The 17568-nt window shown below is 68.9% G+C and carries 16 protein-coding genes; 13 read left to right on the top strand and 3 right to left on the bottom strand.

Translation table 11 applies throughout. The features are described from left to right. Positions 1-25 precede the first annotated feature (25 nt). The 10 genes from mnmA to EY822_RS02035 all read left to right on the top strand — a co-directional run bounded on the left by mnmA (position 26) and on the right by EY822_RS02035 (position 11345). Positions 26-1144: a tRNA 2-thiouridine(34) synthase MnmA gene (gene mnmA, locus EY822_RS02080; RefSeq protein ID WP_227496951.1), complete on the top strand. Its 1119-nt coding sequence runs from the start codon at positions 26-28 to the stop codon at positions 1142-1144. Continuing rightward, entirely contained in the window at positions 1141-3402 is a 2262-nt protein-coding gene (gene ligA, locus EY822_RS02075; protein ID WP_150306756.1) for an NAD-dependent DNA ligase LigA, read from the top strand. Before mnmA ends, ligA begins: the two co-directional genes overlap by 4 nt. A 169-nt stretch (positions 3403-3571) precedes the next feature. Continuing rightward, complete coding sequence (locus EY822_RS02070; protein WP_227496950.1) at positions 3572-5173, top strand: alpha/beta hydrolase; 1602 nt, start codon at positions 3572-3574, stop codon at positions 5171-5173. 33 nt (positions 5174-5206) lie between these two features. After that, the gene (locus EY822_RS02065; RefSeq protein ID WP_150306754.1) at positions 5207-5635 is read left to right on the top strand and encodes a hypothetical protein; all 429 of its coding nucleotides are present in this window, start codon (positions 5207-5209) and stop codon (positions 5633-5635) included. 132 nt (positions 5636-5767) lie between these two features. After that, positions 5768-6508: a Type 1 glutamine amidotransferase-like domain-containing protein gene (locus EY822_RS02060; RefSeq protein WP_150306753.1), complete on the top strand. Its 741-nt coding sequence runs from the start codon at positions 5768-5770 to the stop codon at positions 6506-6508. A 356-nt stretch (positions 6509-6864) separates the two neighbouring features. Beyond that, positions 6865-7164: an Asp-tRNA(Asn)/Glu-tRNA(Gln) amidotransferase subunit GatC gene (gene gatC, locus EY822_RS02055; protein ID WP_150306752.1), complete on the top strand. Its 300-nt coding sequence runs from the start codon at positions 6865-6867 to the stop codon at positions 7162-7164. A gap of 9 nt (positions 7165-7173) precedes the next feature. Beyond that, positions 7174-8715 (top strand): Asp-tRNA(Asn)/Glu-tRNA(Gln) amidotransferase subunit GatA, encoded by a 1542-nt coding sequence (gene gatA / locus EY822_RS02050; RefSeq protein WP_150306751.1) that lies wholly within the window; start codon positions 7174-7176, stop codon positions 8713-8715. Further along, positions 8715-10223, top strand: coding sequence for an Asp-tRNA(Asn)/Glu-tRNA(Gln) amidotransferase subunit GatB (gene gatB / locus EY822_RS02045; RefSeq protein ID WP_150306750.1), 1509 nt, complete (start codon positions 8715-8717; stop codon positions 10221-10223). The genes gatA and gatB overlap by 1 nt, the downstream gene beginning before the upstream one ends. Positions 10224-10342: 119 nt before the next feature. Next, a complete protein-coding gene (locus tag EY822_RS02040; RefSeq protein ID WP_150306749.1) occupies positions 10343-10936 on the top strand; it encodes a hypothetical protein in 594 nt (197 codons plus the stop codon). A 70-nt stretch (positions 10937-11006) separates the two neighbouring features. Continuing rightward, entirely contained in the window at positions 11007-11345 is a 339-nt protein-coding gene (locus EY822_RS02035; RefSeq protein WP_150306748.1) for a YciI family protein, read from the top strand. Between the two features lie 99 nt (positions 11346-11444). On the opposite strand, the gene EY822_RS02030 is transcribed toward EY822_RS02035, so the two are convergent. Both EY822_RS02030 and EY822_RS02025 read right to left on the bottom strand, forming a co-directional pair. Continuing rightward, entirely contained in the window at positions 11445-12458 is a 1014-nt protein-coding gene (locus EY822_RS02030) for an RNA polymerase sigma factor (protein ID WP_319803457.1), read from the bottom strand. Between the two features lie 407 nt (positions 12459-12865). Then, the gene (locus tag EY822_RS02025) at positions 12866-14566 is read right to left on the bottom strand and encodes a long-chain-fatty-acid--CoA ligase (protein WP_150306746.1); all 1701 of its coding nucleotides are present in this window, start codon (positions 14564-14566) and stop codon (positions 12866-12868) included. Positions 14567-14632: 66 nt separating this feature from the next. On the opposite strand from EY822_RS02025, the gene EY822_RS02020 reads away from it, so the two are divergent. The 3 genes from EY822_RS02020 to EY822_RS02015 all read left to right on the top strand — a co-directional run bounded on the left by EY822_RS02020 (position 14633) and on the right by EY822_RS02015 (position 15808). Further along, positions 14633-15190: an MOSC domain-containing protein gene (locus tag EY822_RS02020; protein ID WP_150306745.1), complete on the top strand. Its 558-nt coding sequence runs from the start codon at positions 14633-14635 to the stop codon at positions 15188-15190. Between the two features lie 136 nt (positions 15191-15326). Further along, complete coding sequence (locus tag EY822_RS15540) at positions 15327-15449, top strand: hypothetical protein (RefSeq protein WP_264673999.1); 123 nt, start codon at positions 15327-15329, stop codon at positions 15447-15449. A gap of 164 nt (positions 15450-15613) precedes the next feature. Then, positions 15614-15808 carry a PspC domain-containing protein gene (locus EY822_RS02015; RefSeq protein ID WP_150306744.1) on the top strand — a complete coding sequence of 65 codons (195 nt, stop codon included), beginning with the start codon at positions 15614-15616 and terminating at the stop codon, positions 15806-15808. Positions 15809-15860: 52 nt separating this feature from the next. On the opposite strand, the gene EY822_RS02010 is transcribed toward EY822_RS02015, so the two are convergent. Beyond that, positions 15861-17567 (bottom strand): long-chain-fatty-acid--CoA ligase, encoded by a 1707-nt coding sequence (locus EY822_RS02010; RefSeq protein ID WP_150306743.1) that lies wholly within the window; start codon positions 17565-17567, stop codon positions 15861-15863. Between the last annotated feature and the right edge of the window lies 1 nt (position 17568).

Below are 17568 nucleotides of genomic sequence, written 5' to 3'. Positions count from 1 at the left end.
AGGAAGCGGCACGTAGACTTTCCGGGTGAAAGTTCTGGCGGCGATGAGTGGTGGGGTCGACTCCGCGGTTGCCGCAGCGCGCGCCGTCGACGCCGGACACGATGTCGTGGGCGTGCATCTCGCACTCAGTCGGATGCCCGGGACCCTCCGTACCGGAAGCCGCGGCTGCTGCACCATCGAGGACTCGATGGACGCTCAGCGCGCGGCGAACATCCTCGGCATCCCGTATTACGTGTGGGACTTCTCCGAGCGGTTCAAGCTCGACGTGGTCGACGACTTCGTCGCGGAGTACACGGCGGGACGCACCCCGAACCCCTGCATGCGCTGCAACGAGCGGATCAAGTTCGCGGCGCTCCTCGAGAAGGCGCTCGACCTCGGATTCGACGCCGTGTGCACCGGTCACTACGCCATCCTCACCACCGACGCCGAGGGCAACCGCGAACTCCACCGCGCCTCCGCTGAAGCGAAGGACCAGTCCTACGTGCTGGGCGTGCTCACCGCGGAGCAGCTCGCGCATTCGATGTTCCCGCTCGGCGAGACTCCGTCGAAGGCCTTAGTGCGCCAGGAGGCCGCCGAGCGCGGATTCTCCGTGGCCAATAAGCCCGACTCGCATGACATCTGCTTCATCCCCGACGGGGACACCCGCGGCTGGCTCGCGGACCGGGTGGGCGCATCGCAGGGGGACATCCTCGATCGCGAGGGCAACAAGCTCGGTGAGCACGAGGGCGCGCACGCCTACACGGTCGGCCAGCGCCGGGGCCTCCAAATCGGAACCCCGGCTCCGGACGGCAAGCCGCGCTTCGTGCTCGAGGTGCGCCCGGTGGACAACACCGTGGTGGTGGGCCCGAAAGACGCCCTCGCCATCGCCGAAATCGCCGGCCGGAAGTTCACGTGGGCGGGCGTGGCACCCGTGGACCCGGAGACGCCGTTCGACTGTTTCGTGCAGATCCGTGCGCACTCCGACCTCGAACCGGCCACGGCACGCGTGTCGAAGGAATCCGGTACAACTGAACTCGTGATCACCCCGCGCGAACCCCTGACCGGCGTTGCCCCCGGGCAGACCGCCGTCGTGTACCTCGGCACCCGTGTGCTCGGCCAGACCACCATCGACAGGACGGTCAGCGCCTCACCGGTCGACGCATGAGCACCGACGGCGACCTCGCCCCGGCCGCAGAGCGCGTGCAGTACCTGCGCACGGAGATCGAACGGCTGAGAGACGAGTACTACGGACGCAACGCGTCGACCGTCTCCGACAGCGAATACGACGCCCTGGTGCGCGAGCTGGAGCGACTCGAACAGGAGCACCCCCAGCTGCGCAGCCAGGACAGCCCCACCCAGACGGTCGGCGGGCGCGCCGAGAGCACCCTCTTCGCACCGGTCGAGCACGCCGAGCGCATGCTGAGCCTCGACAACGTCTTCAGCGAGGACGAGCTCCGCGAGTGGGCGAGCAAGGTGGAACGCGACGCGGGCACCCGGGTGCGGTACCTCAGCGAGCTGAAGATCGACGGGCTCGCCATCAACCTGCGTTACGAGAACGGATCGCTCGTCACCGCGGCCACCCGCGGTGACGGGGTGGTCGGTGAGGACGTCACGAGGAACGTGCTCACCATGGGCTCCATCCCCGAGCGGCTCTCCGGATCCGGTCATCCGGCGATCGTGGAGGTGCGCGGCGAGATCTTCTTCCCCGTGACCGAGTTCGACGAACTGAACGCCGGGCAGCTGGCCGCAGGCGAGCGGGTCTTCGCGAATCCCCGGAACGCGGCCGCCGGATCCCTTCGGCAGAAGGAGGAGGGGAAGAGCGCGGATCGGCTCGAACTGATGCGTGCGCGCATCCGTCGGTTGCGCATGCTGGTGCACGGCATCGGCGCGTGGCCGGTGCGCGAGCTCGAACGGGACACCCGCATCACCGCCCAGTCGGAGGTGTACGGTCTGCTCGAAAGCTGGGGCCTGCCCATCTCGCGCCACTTCCGGGTCTTCGACGACCTCGATGACGTGGTCGAGTTCGTGCGCACGCACGGCTCCAACCGATCGGCGGTGGAGCACCAGATCGACGGCATCGTCGTGAAGGTCGACGACCTCGGACTGCACGAAGAGCTGGGCGCCACGAGCCGGGCCCCGCGCTGGGCCACCGCCTACAAGTACCCTCCCGAGGAGGTCAACACCACGCTCCTCGACATCGTCGTCAGCGTGGGCCGCACCGGGCGGGCCACCCCGTTCGCCGTGATGACCAAGGTCGAGGTCGCGGGATCGGAGGTGCGCCAAGCCACTCTGCACAATCAGCAGGTGGTGAAGGCGAAGGGCGTGCTGATCGGCGACACGGTCGTGCTCCGCAAGGCCGGAGACGTCATCCCCGAGGTGCTCGGACCGGTGGTCGAGTTGCGCGACGGCACGGAACGAGAGTTCGTGATGCCCACCGAGTGCCCGGAGTGCGGCACTGCCCTGCGCCCGGCCAAGGAGGGGGACATCGACCTGCGGTGCCCGAACGCCCGCAGTTGCCCCGCGCAGGTGCGCGGACGGGTGGAGCATGTCGGATCGCGCGGTGCCCTCGACGTCGAGGGGCTCGGTGAAGTCGCCGCCGCCGCACTCACCCAACCGGTCGAACCCGAAGAGCCGCCGCTGTCCACCGAAGCCGGCCTCTTCGAGTTGACGCTCGCCGACCTGTTCCCCATCACGGTGCTCGTGCGCGACTCGGAGACCGGGATGGTGAAGCTGACGGACGACGGGGAGCCGAAGCGGGTCACTCCGTTCCGGCGGCGCCGGGGCAAGGCGGACGGACCATTCGATCCCACCGCCGACGGCTTCGCGGGGAACGAGCACTTCGTGCCGTCCAAGTCCGCACTGGTGCTGCTCGAGAATCTCGAGGCGGCGAAGACCAAGCCGCTCTGGCGCATGCTCGTGGGGCTCAGCATCCGCCATGTCGGCCCGGTCGCGGCACGGGCGCTCGCCGACTACTTCGGCTCGCTCGACGCCATTCGCGCCGCATCGCGGGAGGAGCTCGCCGCCGTGGACGGTGTCGGTGGCATCATCGCCGACGCCCTGCTCGAGTGGTTCGAGGTCGACTGGCACCGGGAGATTCTCGATCGATGGGCGGCCGCCGGGGTGCGTTTCTCCACGCCGGGTCATCCAGGGCCGGGCGCTGCAGCGGCCGCGGGTGGTGTGCTCAGCGGAATCACGGTGGTCGCCACGGGATCCCTCGACGGCTACACCCGGGAGGGCGCGCTCGAAGCCATCGTCGCGGCCGGGGGCAAGGCGGGGTCGAGCGTGAGCAAGAAGACGGACTTCGTGGCGGCGGGCCCGGGAGCCGGATCGAAGCTCGCGAAAGCGGAGGCCCTCGGAGTGCGCATCCTCGATGCGGCGGAGTTCACGCGGTTGCTCGAAGGCGGACCAGACGCCCTAGCATGAGGCCAGCGAACGGTCGTGTCGGCGAGACGCCCCGCGCGCAGCACCCGCTGTGCTGTGGCCTTCCGAAAAATTTCGCCCTGAGCGGCCCTTCGATAACGCTAAAGTGGGGTCTCGCAGTTCGCACGACCCATACCCGGAGGTCGTGGTCTCGGGGGGGAACGTAACCGAATTGTTGTTATCCGTTATGGCGTGGATTTTCGCCTCGGCGACCGTGTCGGTCACCGAAATTTTCAGCGAACCGATGCGCGCGGTGTCGAGCGCGACGGTCCTCGTGTTCGAGCCCGCCGCGGTGCACGGGAGCGCTCTGATCACCGACGCGACCGCATCGCGCATCGCGCGCGGCGAGCTGATCGCCTTCGGAGCCGTCCCGGCCCGAACCATCCTTCCAGCGTCGGCCAACGCCTCCCCGTCGTCGTTGACACTGGCGCCGTCGATCGCCTCGGCGTCGGCGAACGCCGTGGGGAGTGCCTCTCCGACGTCGTACGTCCCGGCGCGCCCCGCCGATCCGGCCGCCGGTGTCCTCACCGATTCGGCGCAGCAACTGTGCTATCCCTCGGCATTCGTCTTCGACCCGGCGCGCGGCGCGGACGTGTTCCAGCCCGCCCTGCTGGCCGAGATGAGGGGGATGACCCTGCTGAGCAACGCGGCCGTTGTTCCCCCGGCGCAACTCCGGGAGTTCGTGGCGGAGAACCCGAAGGTCATCGCCGACCTGATCTACTCGCCGCCGTCGGCGGTGCGGGCGGGCTCGTGGTGGAGTTCGCTGTCCGAGGCGCAGCAGACCAGCCTCGTCTCCGCCGCCCCCGAGGTCATCGGCAACCTCGAGGGCGTCCCCATGTCGGTGCGGGACAGGGCGAACCGTACCTACCTCACCGAATCGATGGATGCACTCGTCGATCGGCTGGAGCGGGGAGTCGGGCGCGGCGTGCAGCGGGACCTGCTTCGCACCCTGCGCATGCTGCGCGCCGTGGAGGACGCGCTCGGTACGGAGAAGTCGGTGCCGGAACGCCACCTGCTCACTCTCGACACCGTCTACCCGGGCCGGGCGGCGATCGCTCTCGGTGACCTCTCGTCGGCGGACTACGTGAGCTACATCGTCCCGGGCATGTTCATCACCATCGACGAGCAGATCGGCGACTGGACCGACGCGGCGGCGCGACTCTACGCAGAACAGGCCAGCTTCGAGGCCGTGTTCGAGGAGGAGGCCACGGTCGCCACCGTTGCCTGGATCGGCTACCACACCCCGCACGTGATGAACGTGGGCGGTCGAGAACTCGCCGAGCAGGGAGCGAACTACCTCGCGAACTCGCTGGACGGCATCCGAGCAATCCGCGCCTCCGATGAACCGCATGTCTCGGTCATCGCCCATTCCTACGGTTCCACCGCCGCGCTGATGGCATTGACGGACGGCGCGAAGGCCGACGCGCTCGCGCTCGTCGGGTCGCCCGGGAGCGCGGCCCAGCACGTGTCCGAGCTGGCCGTGCCGGCGGACGACGTCTACGTCGGAGAGGCGGGCTGGGACCCGATCGTCGACAGCGCGTTCTTCGGGAGCGACCCTGGCGCCGCCTCCTTCGGAGCGAAGAAGCTCAGCGTGGCCGGATCGATCGACCGGCTCACCGGCAAGGCGCTCTCGGGGTCGACGGGGCACAACGAATACTTCTCGCCGGGCACCGAGGCGATGCGCAACATGGCGCTCATCGGCATCGACAAGGGGCAGTGGGTGACCGAGGGGACAGCCCTCGACGCGCAGAAGACACTGGCGCTCGCCGGATGATAGTTTGACGCATCCGACGTCGGGAAGTTGCGCATGACACATCGACGGCTTCTCCCCGCCGCACTCCTCATCACCCTGTGTTCCGTCACCGGTTGCGCCGGCGCGGGAGAGACGTCCGAGGAGTCCCGGACCCGTTTCTACACCGCGCTCGACACCACCCAGGAGGCGTTGGGCGGTCGGTGGGACAACCGTGACGACCCCACTCCGCGCGGGTGCCCGCTGCCCCTGTGGGTGCGGGGGGAGACTTACCCGGCACTCCGGGTGGGCCCCATCCCCGACGACGTGACCGTCACGCTCGACGCCGCCCACGCCGCCCTCGAGGAGCTCGGCTACGAGGTGGACGGCGGCGAGGTGGGCGACGTGCTGGAACTGCAGGGGAAACGCGGCAGCGAGATCGTCATCTTCCGCATCACGGACGACGGGATGACCCTGCAGGGCGAGAGTTCCTGCCGGCCGCGGTGATCCCGTCCCGAATCGGCGCCCTGGAAGGAGCGGGCGGTTCGCGCAGGGCGGCCCGCGTGAGTGGGGCAGGCTGCTCCGACAGGGCAGGCTGCTCCGACAGGGCAGAGTGCTCCGACAGGGCAGAATGGGGCGATGCCTGCAGACGCACCCACGATCCTTGCGACCTCCGGCGGCTACTTCGCCGGAGGACGCATCCGCCGCACGTTCGCGCCGCTCGTCACGGCGGCGATCGAACTCAGCGGGGTCAGTTCCCGCGCGCCGCGCATCACGCACCTCGGCACCGCGATGGGTGATCAGCGTCATCTGAACGCCGAACTGACGGAGGCCGCCGATGTCGCCGGCTTCGACCTCACCCACCTCAACCTCTATCCCATGCCGTCCGTCGACGACATGGAGGGGCTGCTGATGGCGAGCGACGTCGTCTGGGTGAACGGGGGCTCGGTGGCGAACCTCCTCGCCGTGTGGCGCGTGCACGGCCTCGACAGCATCTTCGAGCGGGTATGGCGTTCGGGCGTCGTGCTCGCCGGGGTCTCGGCCGGATCCATCTGCTGGCACATGGGGGGAACGACAGACTCCTTCCGCCCGGAGCTCGATCCCGTGACCAACGGTCTGGGGCTGCTCCCGTACGCCAACGGCGTGCACTACGACAACGAGGAACGCCGCCGCCCGCTCGTGCACGAGCTCGTGGCGAACGGCACTCTCCCCGACACCTACTGCACGGATGACGGTGTGGGTCTCGTCTACCGCGACACCCAGCTCGTGGAAGCGATCACCGAGATCCGCGGCAAGGGGGCCTACCTCGTCACGCGCGACGGCGATCGGGCGATCGAGGAGCGCATCGACCCTCGCGTGCTGCCGGGCGCCCGCGGCTGACCCGATCCGATCCTTCGGTCCCCGCCCTCCACCGTTACTGAGCCCCGCGGTCCCTGAGCCCCGCGGTTCCTGAGCCCCGCGGTCTCTGAGCCTGTCGAAGGGACGGATCGGTGCGATCTTCCCTGGCGTCCCTTCGACAGGCTCAGGGACCTGTGGTGGCGTCCCTTCGACAAACTCAGGGACCTGTGGTGGCGTCCCTTCGACAGGCTCAGGGTCCGTGTGGTGGCGTCCCTTCGACAGGCTCAGGGACCGCAAGTCCACACGCTCGAGGATCGGGACCGCGGCACGGCGACGGCACCTCTCGCCCCGCCCGTACAATTGACGGCAACCCCCAGAACCGACGTGGACGGAGTCGCATGTCCGAAATCAGTGCCGAGCAGGTGGCCCACCTGGCCATGCTCGCTCGCATCGAGCTCAGCCCGGAGGAGATCGCCAGCCTCACCGTCGAACTCGGATCCATCGTCGACAACGTGGCGAAGGTGAGCGCGGTCGCGACGCCCGACCTGCCCGCCACCAGTCACCCGATTCCGCTCGTCAACGTGTTCCGGCCCGACGTCGTGGGGGAGACCCTCACCCAGGAGCAGGCCCTCAGCGGTGCGCCCGAGGCGCACGACGGCCGATTCCGCGTGTCCGCGATCCTCGGCGAAGAGCAGTAGGGGCCGCGCGTGACCTCCACCGATCTCATCCGCCTGACCGCCGCCGAACTCGCCGATTCGCTGGCCGCCGGGGACGTCTCGTCCGTCGACGCGACCCGCGCGCACCTCGATCGCATCGACGGCGTCGACGGGGACATTCACGCCTTCCTGCACGTGGCCCGGGATGCCGCGCTCGCCCGCGCCGGGGAGATCGACCGGATCCGCGCATCGGAGGACGGCTCGTCGCTCGGCCCGCTCGCCGGAGTCCCGCTCGCGATCAAGGACGTGCTCTGCACGCTCGACATGCCCTCGACCGCCGGGTCCCGCATTCTCGAGGGCTGGATCCCGCCGTACGACGCGACCGTCGTACGGAAGATCCGCGACGCGCACCTCGTCCCCCTGGGCAAGACGAACATGGACGAGTTCGCCATGGGCTCGTCGACCGAGCACTCGGCGTACGGACCCACCCGCAACCCGTGGGACCTCGACCGCATCCCCGGCGGATCCGGTGGCGGTTCCGCCGCCGCCGTGAGCGCGTTCGAGGCGCCCCTGGCCCTCGGCTCCGACACCGGCGGATCGATCCGCCAGCCTGCGGCGGTCACCGGCAGCGTGGGCATGAAGCCCACCTACGGCGGCGTGAGCCGCTACGGCGCCATCGCGCTCGCCTCGTCGCTCGACCAGGTGGGCCCCGTGTCCCGCACGGTGCTCGACTCCGCACTGCTGCACGACGTGATCGGCGGCCACGACCCGCGCGACTCCACGAGCATCCCCGACACGTGGCCCTCGATGGCGGATGCCGCCCGCGCCGGCCAGCGGGAGGGCGCGTTGAAGGGCATGCGCGTCGGTGTGGTCAAACAGCTCACCGGCGACGGCTTCCAGTCGGGAGTCACGCAGCGGTTCACGGAGGCGCTCGCGGTGCTCGAGTCCGCCGGCGCCGAAGTAGTCGAGATCAGCGCTCCGAACTTCGAGTACGCGATCGCCGCCTACTACCTCATCCTCCCGGCGGAGGCCTCGAGCAACCTCGCGAAGTTCGACTCGGTGCGCTTCGGCCTCCGGGTCAACCCGCCCGGCGGTGGCACCGTCGAGCAGGTCATGTCGGCCACCCGCGACGCGGGTTTCGGTCCCGAGGTGAAGCGCCGCATCATCCTCGGCACCTACGCCCTCAGCGCGGGATACTACGACGCCTACTACGGCAGCGCCCAGAAGGTGCGCACACTCATCCAGCGGGACTTCGACAACGCCTTCGGCAGGGTCGACGTGCTGGCCACCCCGTCGGCGCCCACCACGGCGTTCCGCCTGGGCGAGAAGCTCGACGACCCGCTCGCCATGTACCTGAACGACCTCACCACCATCCCGGCCAACCTGGCGGGGGTGCCCGGGATCGGGCTGCCCATCGGACTCGCTCCCGAAGACGGACTGCCGGTCGGCATCCAGTTCATGGCCCCCGCCCGCTCCGACGCGCGCCTGTACACCGTGGGTGCCGCCCTCGAGCAGTTGCTCGAGGAGAGCTGGGGCGGCTCACTTCTCTCGCGGGCCCCCGAGCTCGCGACCGCGACTGTTGGAGGACGCTGATGGCAGCCCCGAAGCTCATGGATTTCGACCGCGCCCTCGAACTCTTCGAGCCCGTGCTCGGCTTCGAGGTGCACGTCGAGCTGAACACCAAGACCAAGATGTTCTCCGACGCGCCGAACTTCTTCGGCGGTGAGCCGAACACGAACGTGACTCCGGTGGACCTCGGCCTGCCGGGCTCCCTGCCCGTGGTGAACGAGCAGGCGGTGCGGTACTCGATCAGCCTCGGTCTGGCCCTCGGCTGCTCGATCGCCGAATCGAGTCGCTTCGCGCGGAAGAACTACTTCTACCCCGACCTGGCGAAGAACTACCAGATCAGCCAGCACGACGAGCCCATCGCCTATCGCGGTTCGGTCGACGTGGAGCTGCCCGACGGTCGCACGGTCACCGTGCCGATCGAGCGCGCGCACATGGAGGAGGACGCGGGCAAGCTGACCCACGTCGGTGGGTCCACCGGTCGCATCCAGGGTGCCGAGTACTCCCTCGTCGACTACAACCGCGCCGGCGTCCCGCTGGTCGAGATCGTCACCGACATCATCTACGGTGCCGAGAAGGATGCGCCGGAGCTGGCCAAGGCCTACGTCTCGACCATTCGCGACATCGTCATCGCCCTCGGCATCTCGGACGCGAAGATGGAGCGCGGCAACCTGCGCTGCGACGCCAACATCTCGCTCAGCCCGCGCGGGTCCGGCATCCTGGGCACGCGCACCGAGACCAAGAACGTGAACTCGCTGCGCTCGGTGGAACGGGCCATCCGGTACGAGATCCAGCGACAGGCCGCCATCCTCGACGCCGGCGGCACCATCACGCAGGAGACCCGGCACTGGCATGAGGACACCGGCCGCACCTCCGCCGGGCGACCGAAGAGCGACGCGGACGACTACCGATACTTCCCCGAGCCCGACCTGCTCCCCGTGCAGCCGAGCACGGAGCTGATCGAGGAGCTGCGCCAGGCCCTGCCCGAGGCGCCCGCCCTCCGTCGGCGACGCCTCCGCGAGGCGTGGGGCTTCACCGAACTGGAGTTCCGCGATGTGGTGAACTCGGGACTCCTCAACGAGCTGGATGCGACCGTTGCGGCGGGTGCCTCTCCGCAGGCCGCCCGCAAATGGTGGACCGGCGAGATCGCACGTCTGGCGAACGTGGCGGGCGTCGACTCCGCCTCGCTCGTGTCCGCCGAGCAGGTGGCCCAGCTCATCGAACTGATCGAAGCGGGCACGCTCACGGACCGCCTCGCCCGCCAGGTGCTCGAGGGCGTCATCGCCGGTGAAGGCTCTCCCGCCGAGGTGGTCGACTCCCGCGGGCTCGCCGTGGTCTCCGACGACGGGGCACTGATCGCCGCCATCGACGAGGCCCTGGCCGCGCAACCCGACGTGCTCGCGAAGATCCGCGACGGCAAGGTGCAGGCTGCCGGCGCCGTCATCGGAGCGGTGATGAAGGCCATGCGCGGGTCCGCCGACGCGGCCCGCGTGCGCGAGCTCGTGCTCGAGAGGGCGAATTCCGCGCCGGAGTAGTCGGGCCCTCCGCTCCTCACCGGCCAACGCGGGGTGACCAGCGGACGACGAGCGTGCGACGGTTCGTTCAGCCGTTGTTCGCCCGGAGTCCCTACAGTGTGCATGATCGAGGAGCGAGCATGACATTCTGGGACCGGCTCATAGGACGGGAAGAGACGCATCCCGGTAGGGCGCAGGGTGCGGACGTCCGCAGCGCGGATGAGATCGCGGTCGAGCGCTACCGCTATCTGCTCCGCACCGCTCCTCCCGAGACGATCGAACAGGTGCATTCCGAGGCGTTCGGGCGGCTGACACCGGAGCAGCGTTCGCTGCTGTTCGAGCAGCTGACGGCCGTCGCGAGGGAGGGCGACCGACCGTCGGGAGCGGAGCCGGCGATGCTCGCCCGCTCGGCGATCCGCTCGGAGCTCCGCTCGCCCGGCATCCTGGAGCGCTCCTTCGGCTCGCGCGGCAGCGGAGGCATCGGCGTGGGGAGCGTTGTCGCGGGATCGCTGTTCGGCACCATCGCCGGAGTGGTGGTCGGCTCCGCACTGGCACAGGCGTTCCTGCCCGACGTCGGCAGCGCGGACGCGGTGGCAGACCCGGGGGCATCGGACGCCGACCCCGGGGATACGGAGGGAGACGCCAGCGGGGGATTCGGCGACTTCGGCGGTGGCGACTTCGGCGGTGGCGACTTTGGCGGAGGCGACTTCGGCGGTGGCGACTTCGGGTTCTGACGCGACCGGTGGGCGGTGCTGCCCGCCCGCAACCGTTGCGATTCTGCCCGCACGCGGCCACCATCGAGCCATGACGAAATATCTCATCAGCTTCCCGAGCGATGCGATGGTGCTCACCGCCGAGGAGTTTCCCGCCGTGGTCGCCGAATCGCACGCCGTGATTGCGGAGGCGAAAGCCGCGGGTGTCTACGTGTTCGGCGGCGGGATCGACGAGGAGGTCCCTCCCGTGCTGGTAGCCGCCGACGGTTCGGTGAGCAGCGAGACCTATGCGGGGTCGGTTCTCACGGGCGGGTTCACCGTGCTGGAGCTTCCGACGCGCGAGGACGCCGTCGAGTGGGCGAGGAGGATTGCGGTGGCCTGCCGGTGCCCCCAGGAGCTCCGCGAGTTCGGGTACGATCCGGACAGCTAGCCGACGCTACGGACCGTCTCCGCGGACACCTCGGCCCCGCGCACAGAAAAGGCGCCCTCCCGGAGAAGAGGGCGCCTTCCCCGTCGGGGGGTGCGGGGGTCAGTTCTCGAGGAACTCGTGGGCTGCGACCTTGCGCAGATGCGCCATGGTCTTCAGCTCCACCTGGCGAATGCGTTCGCGGGTGACGCCGTGAAGCTGCCCGATCTGCTCGTAGGTCTTCGTCTGACCGTCGACGAGGCCGAAGCGCATCGAGATGATCTCGCGCTCGCGGGACGGCAGCGACTGCACGAGGGCCTTGACGTGCTCATTCATCATGGTGGTGCTCACCGCGTCGAGGGGCTGCTCGGTGTCGGTGTCCTCGATGATGTCCCCGAACTCTCCGTCGCCCTCGTCGCCGAGGGCGGAGTGCAGGGAGAGCGGATCGCGTCCGCGGTCACGGAGGTCGCGCACCTTCTCCACGGGAAGGTCCACCTCCTTGGCGACCTCTTCGATGGTGGCGTCGCGACCGAGTTCCATGCGCAGTTCACGCTCCATGCGGGCGATCTTGTTGATCAGCTCGACGGTGTGCACCGGGATGCGGATCGTGCGGGACTGGTCGGCGAGCGCACGGGCGATCGCCTGGCGGATCCACCATGATCCATAGGTCGAGAACTTGAAGCCGGTGGTGAAGTCGAACTTCTCGACAGCACGCACGAGGCCCATGTTGCCCTCCTGGATCAGATCCATGAAGAGCATCCCGCGACCGGTGTAGCGCTTGGCGATGCTGACCACCAGTCGCAGGTTCGCGCTGACGAGGTTCTCTTTGGCCGCTTCGCCATCGTGAGCGAGCCAGGTGAGTTCGCGCACGAGTTCCGGGTCGAGATCCGGCTGCGTGTCGAGCTTCTCGCGGGCGAACACGCCGACCTCGATGCGCTTGGCGAGCGAGACTTCCTCGTCCGCGGTAAGCAGGGCGACCTTGGACAGCTGGCGGAGGTAATCCTTCACCGGATCGGTGGAAGCCCCGAGGATGGCGGTTCCTCGCGCTTCGATCTCGTCGTCATCATTGACCGCCAGGGTGAGGACGGCCTCGTCTTCGGTGGACTTGGTAGTGGTTCGTTCTTCCATCATGGTCATGTTGTTGCTCATACTCCCCGCGCCGGGTGATGCGAGTGTGACCCGTTCACGCCCTCCCGAATGAGAACGTGCGTAAATCCCCTGAGGAGATTCCGGAGTCACCCGCAAGGGGCACAGCAGCAGCCTAGCGCCAGCCATAACGATCGTGATTATTATTCGAGGGGCTTGTGCAGACCCGGAGTGTGTGTTACTAGCTCTACCGGAAGGGAAAGACGACGACCTGAGCGGTGGTTTCCCTACGGGAGCTGAGTACTAGATCATCATACGAATCTGAACGAGGGGTGAACGAGTGCTTGCGCGTGAGCACGTTTCGTGCAATACGGGTCGGCGGGACGGCGTTCCGACGGCGCCGGATGGTGCCGCTGGCCTCACGTCGGCACCGTGCGTCCATGTCGTCGCTGCGGCGCTTACGTCGATGTCGCGTCGTCGGCGAGGATGCCGTCCCGCACCTGGCGGCGGAGCACCTTGCCGATGAGTGAGCGGGGCAGTTCGTCCACGAAAACGACGCGGCGCGGCACCTTGTACGGCGTCAGGTGGGCGCGGACGTGAGCACGGAGCGCCTCGGCGTTCCCCTCTGCGCCGGGCGACAGCACGACCGCCGCCACGACATCCTCGTCGCCGCCGTTTCGCGGGATGCCGACCACCGCGGCGTCCTCGACCCCGTCGTATCCCCGCAGCGCCTCCTCGACCTCCGAGGGGGACACATTGAAACCGCCCGTGATGATCAGCTCCTTGATGCGGTCGACCACACGCACGAAGCCGTCGTCATCGAGCGTGACGATGTCGCCCGTGCGGAACCAGTCGCCGTCCACGAAGACGGCAGCGGTCTCTTCCGGCTTCCCGTGGTAGCGCGAGAACACCTGCGGGCCGCGCACGATGAGCTCGCCCTCCTCCCCGGGGGCCCGGTCCTCGGTCGGATTCTCCGGGTCGACCACGCGCACCTCGGTGCTCGGGAGCGGTAGTCCCACCGTGCCCGCCCGACGTGTGGGTCCCACGGGGTTCGCCATCAGCACGGGGGAGCATTCGGAGAGGCCGTAGCCCTCCACCAGGTACCCGCCCGACTTCTCCTCCCACGGAATCACCACGCTCTCCGGCAGGGTCATCGCCCCGGAGATCGCGATGTCGATTCCGGCGAGCGACACGTTCCGCGCCGTCGCGGCCTCCTGCAGCTTCGCGTAGATCGGCGGCACAGCGGGGAGGAAGGTCGGCGGGTGCTGGGGGATCACCTTCAGCACGAGGTCGACATCGAACTTCGGGAAGAGCACGAGCCGCGACCCCATGCTCATGGCGAAGGTGAGGCAGAGCGTGAGGCCGTACGCGTGGAACATCGGCAGCACCGCGTACACCACCGACGTTCCGCGCTCGATCGTGGGCACCCAGGCGCGCGCCTGCGCGGCGTTGGCGCTCAGGTTGAGGTGACTCAGTTCGGCGCCCTTCGGGCTTCCGGTCGTGCCGCTGGTGTACTGGATCACCGCGAGATCGGTGCCGCCGGGCCGAGGATGCTCCGGGTCGAGCCGGCCGCTCCCGACGATTCCCCGCCAGTCGACGGTGCCTTTCGCCGGGCCCGTGAGGGCGGCACGCGATTCCCGTGCCTTGCGGATCGGGAGGCGGAGGGCCACGCGGGTACTCAATGGCATGGCGCGGGTGATGTTCACGGAGATTATCGTGTCGACGCGCACGTCGTCCGGGAAGTCGCGAATGGTGTCGCAGACCCGGTCCCAGGCGATGACCACGCGGGCCCCGTGATCCTCGAACTGATGGCGCAGCTCGCGCGGGGTGTACAGAGGGTTGTGCTCGACGACTACTGCTCCGAGGCGCAGCACCGCGTAGAACGCCACCACATGCTGCGGGCAGTTCGGCAGCACGATGGCGACCGGGTCTCCCGCCCGCACTCCGGCGGCGCGCAGGCCCTCCGCGGCGCGCGCGATCTGGTCGCGGAGCGACGAGTACGTCGTGGTCGAGCCGAAGAACTCCAGCGCGACGTCGGAGGGAAACCGCTCCGCCGACTCATCGACGATGTCGACGAGCGATCCCTCGGGGAGATCGATATGGGTGGGGACGTTGGGCGCGTAGCTGTTCAGCCAGGGCCGCGAAGTCGAAGGATTCACCCGATCACTCTATGGTTGCGCCTCGCCCTTCGTGGTCGATCCGCTGGCGGGTGGCAGGATGGGGTCATGCAGCCAGCGTCGCCATCCGGTCATGTGATCGCGGTTGCCCGCGACTCCGAGCACTCCTTCAGCAAGCCCGAGGTGGCGAGCATCGTTCTCGTCGAGGGTCGCGGTATCGAGGGCGACGCGCACTTCGGTGCGACGGTGCAGCACCGGTCCCATAAGTCTCGTACGCCGGATGCGCCGAACCTCCGCCAGGTCCACCTCATCCATACCGAACTGCTGCAGGAACTGCGGACGGGCGGCTTCGATGTGGTGCCCGGTGCGCTCGGTGAGAACGTGGTGACCGGCGGCATCGACCTGTTGGCCCTGCCGCGGGACACGGAGCTCGTCTTTCCCGACGGCGCCCGGCTGCGCGTCACCGGACTGCGGAATCCGTGCGTGCAACTGAACGGCCTCCAGCCCGGACTCATGAAGGCGGTGCTGGACCGCGACGCGGATGGCGCACTGGTGCGGAAGTCCGGAGTGATGGCCGTCGTGCTCGAGGGCGGCACGGTGCGCGCCGGAGACTCCATCGACGTCGTCCTCCCGGCGGGTCCGCCGGTCGCCCTCCAGCCGGTCTGATCCACGGTCCCCAAGCCCGAAGGGACCCGCCACGGTCCGGTCTGGTGTCCCTTCGACAGGCTCAGGGACCGTATGGCACCGACCGACGCGCCCCTGGGTCCCGGTCTGGTGTCCCTTCGACGGGCTTAGGGAGCGTATGGCACCGACCGACGCCACCCCACGGTCCCTGAGCCTGTCGAAGGGGCGCACCGTGCGCGAGCGCGCGGGCATCCTGATCGACGCCGCGATTTCGATCACCCGCGGCCGATTCGGTGGATGACGCCACCGTTTCCGTCGATCGCCGTAGTAGATACGGCGGCCATTGACGGAAGCGGGCGCGCGTCCGAAAACGCACCCCTCCGACGGGCCACGGACCGTACGGGAACCACCCCACGCGGATGACCCCATCGTCTAGCCTGAGATCACCCGACGAAAGGCAGACCCATGGCAGTTCTCAGCAGGCCCCGTTCCGGTCGCATCATCGCGGGGGTGTGCGCGGGCATCGCCCGACGCGTCGGCTGGAGCCCGTTCGTCGTGCGCCTATTGTTCGTGCTCAGCTGCATCCTGCCCGGACCGCAGGTGCTGCTCTACATCGCGCTGTGGATCTTCGTGCCGGCCGACGAGCGGCCGCGCTACTAGCCCGCTCGACGCCGAGACCGGCGCCCCGGAACCCGGCGACGCCGTCCGTCGGTCAGGCCCCGGCGGACTCGGCGGACTCGGCGAGGAGCTGATCGCGCACCTCGCGGCGCAGCACCTTGCCGATGAGCGACGTGGGCAGGGCATCCAGCGTCGTGATGCGGCGCGGCACCTTGTATGCGGCAAGGATGCCGCGGCAGTGCGCGCGCACGGCGGCCTCATCGAGGGTCGTGCCGGGCTCCAGCACCACAGCGGCCACGACGTCCTCACCGCCGCCGGTGCGGGCGATGCCCACCACCGCGGCGTCGCGGATGCCGGGGAACTGGCGCAGCGCGTCCTCCACCTCCGAGGGGGCGACGTTGAAGCCACCCGTGATGATCAGTTCCTTGATGCGGTCCACGATGGTGACGAAGCCGCCCGCATCCATGCGCACGATGTCGCCCGTGCGGAACCAGCCGCCCGGGAGCAGCACGGCGGCGGTCTCGTCCGGCTTGCGCCAGTACCCGGAGAACACCTGCGGACCGCGGATGAGCAGTTCGCCCTCCTCGCCGACGGCACGTTCCGTCGACGGGTCCTCGGGATCGACGACCCGCACGTCGGTGCTCGGGAACGGAACGCCCACCGTGCCGGGCTTGCGGCTCGGTCCGATCGGGTTCCCCAGCGCGACCGGCGATGTCTCCGTGAGTCCGTAGCCCTCCACCAGATAGCCCCCGGTGGCCTTCTCCCACAGTTCGACGGTGGCGACGGGGAGGTTCATCGCTCCGGAGATGGCGAAGCGCACGCTCGACAGGTCGACGCCGCGTTCCGCTGCGGCGGAAGCGAGGCGCTCGTAGATCGGCGGTACGGCGGGGAGGAAGGTCGGCGGGTGGCGGCGCGCGGCGGTGAGGACGAGGTCGACGTCGAAGCGGGGGAAGAGCACGAGCCGTGCACCGATGCTCATGGCGAACGTGAGGCAGAGGGTGAGCCCGTAGGCGTGAAACATCGGCAGGACGCCGTAGACCACCTCGGACCCCTCCCGGAGGCCCTGCACCCAAGCCCGTCCCTGCAGCGCGTTGGCGTGCAGGTTCAGGTGAGTGAGCATGGCGCCCTTGGCGAGCCCCGTGGTGCCACTCGTGTACTGCAGCAGCGCGATGTCGTTCACCCCGGGGCGCGGCCAGGATGCCCGCAGCCTGCGGTTGCCCACGAGGGAGGCCCAGCTCGTGGCGCCGCTCACCTTCGCGGTGACGGCCTTCCGGGCGGCACGGGCCTTCGGGATCGGCAACCGCAACGCGAGGCGTTTGCCGAGAGGCATCGCGGCGACGAGGTTCACCGACACGATGGTGTCGAAAGCGATGTCCTCGGGCAGCTTCTGCAGCGAGTCCACCACCTTGTCCCACGCGATCACCACCCGGGCACCGTGATCCTCGAACTGGTGCCGCATCTCCCGCGGCGTGTACAGCGGGTTGTGCTCGATGACGATCGCTCCGAGGCGCAGCACCGCGTAGAACGCGATGACGTGCTGGGGGCAGTTGGGCAGCACGAGCGCCACCCGGTCGCCTTCCCCGACACCGGCGCGGCGAAGTCCCTCGGCCACCCGATCGATCGCGTCACCGAGCTGCGCGTAGGTCGTCTCGGCACCGAAGAACTCGAGCGCCACGTGCGAACCGAACCGGGAGACGGAGTCCTCGATCATGTCGACGAGCGAACCGGTCGGCAGGTCGATGTTCTCGGGCACTCCGGCCGCGTAGCTCGTGCGCCATGGCCGTGTGCCCTCAGTCGTCATG

This window comes from Planctomonas psychrotolerans, assembly GCF_008642235.1.
GTDB lineage: Bacteria > Actinomycetota > Actinomycetes > Actinomycetales > Microbacteriaceae > Planctomonas > Planctomonas psychrotolerans.
Note: the sequence above shows the minus strand (reverse complement) of the source record. Positions and strands in the feature narration are given on the sequence as shown.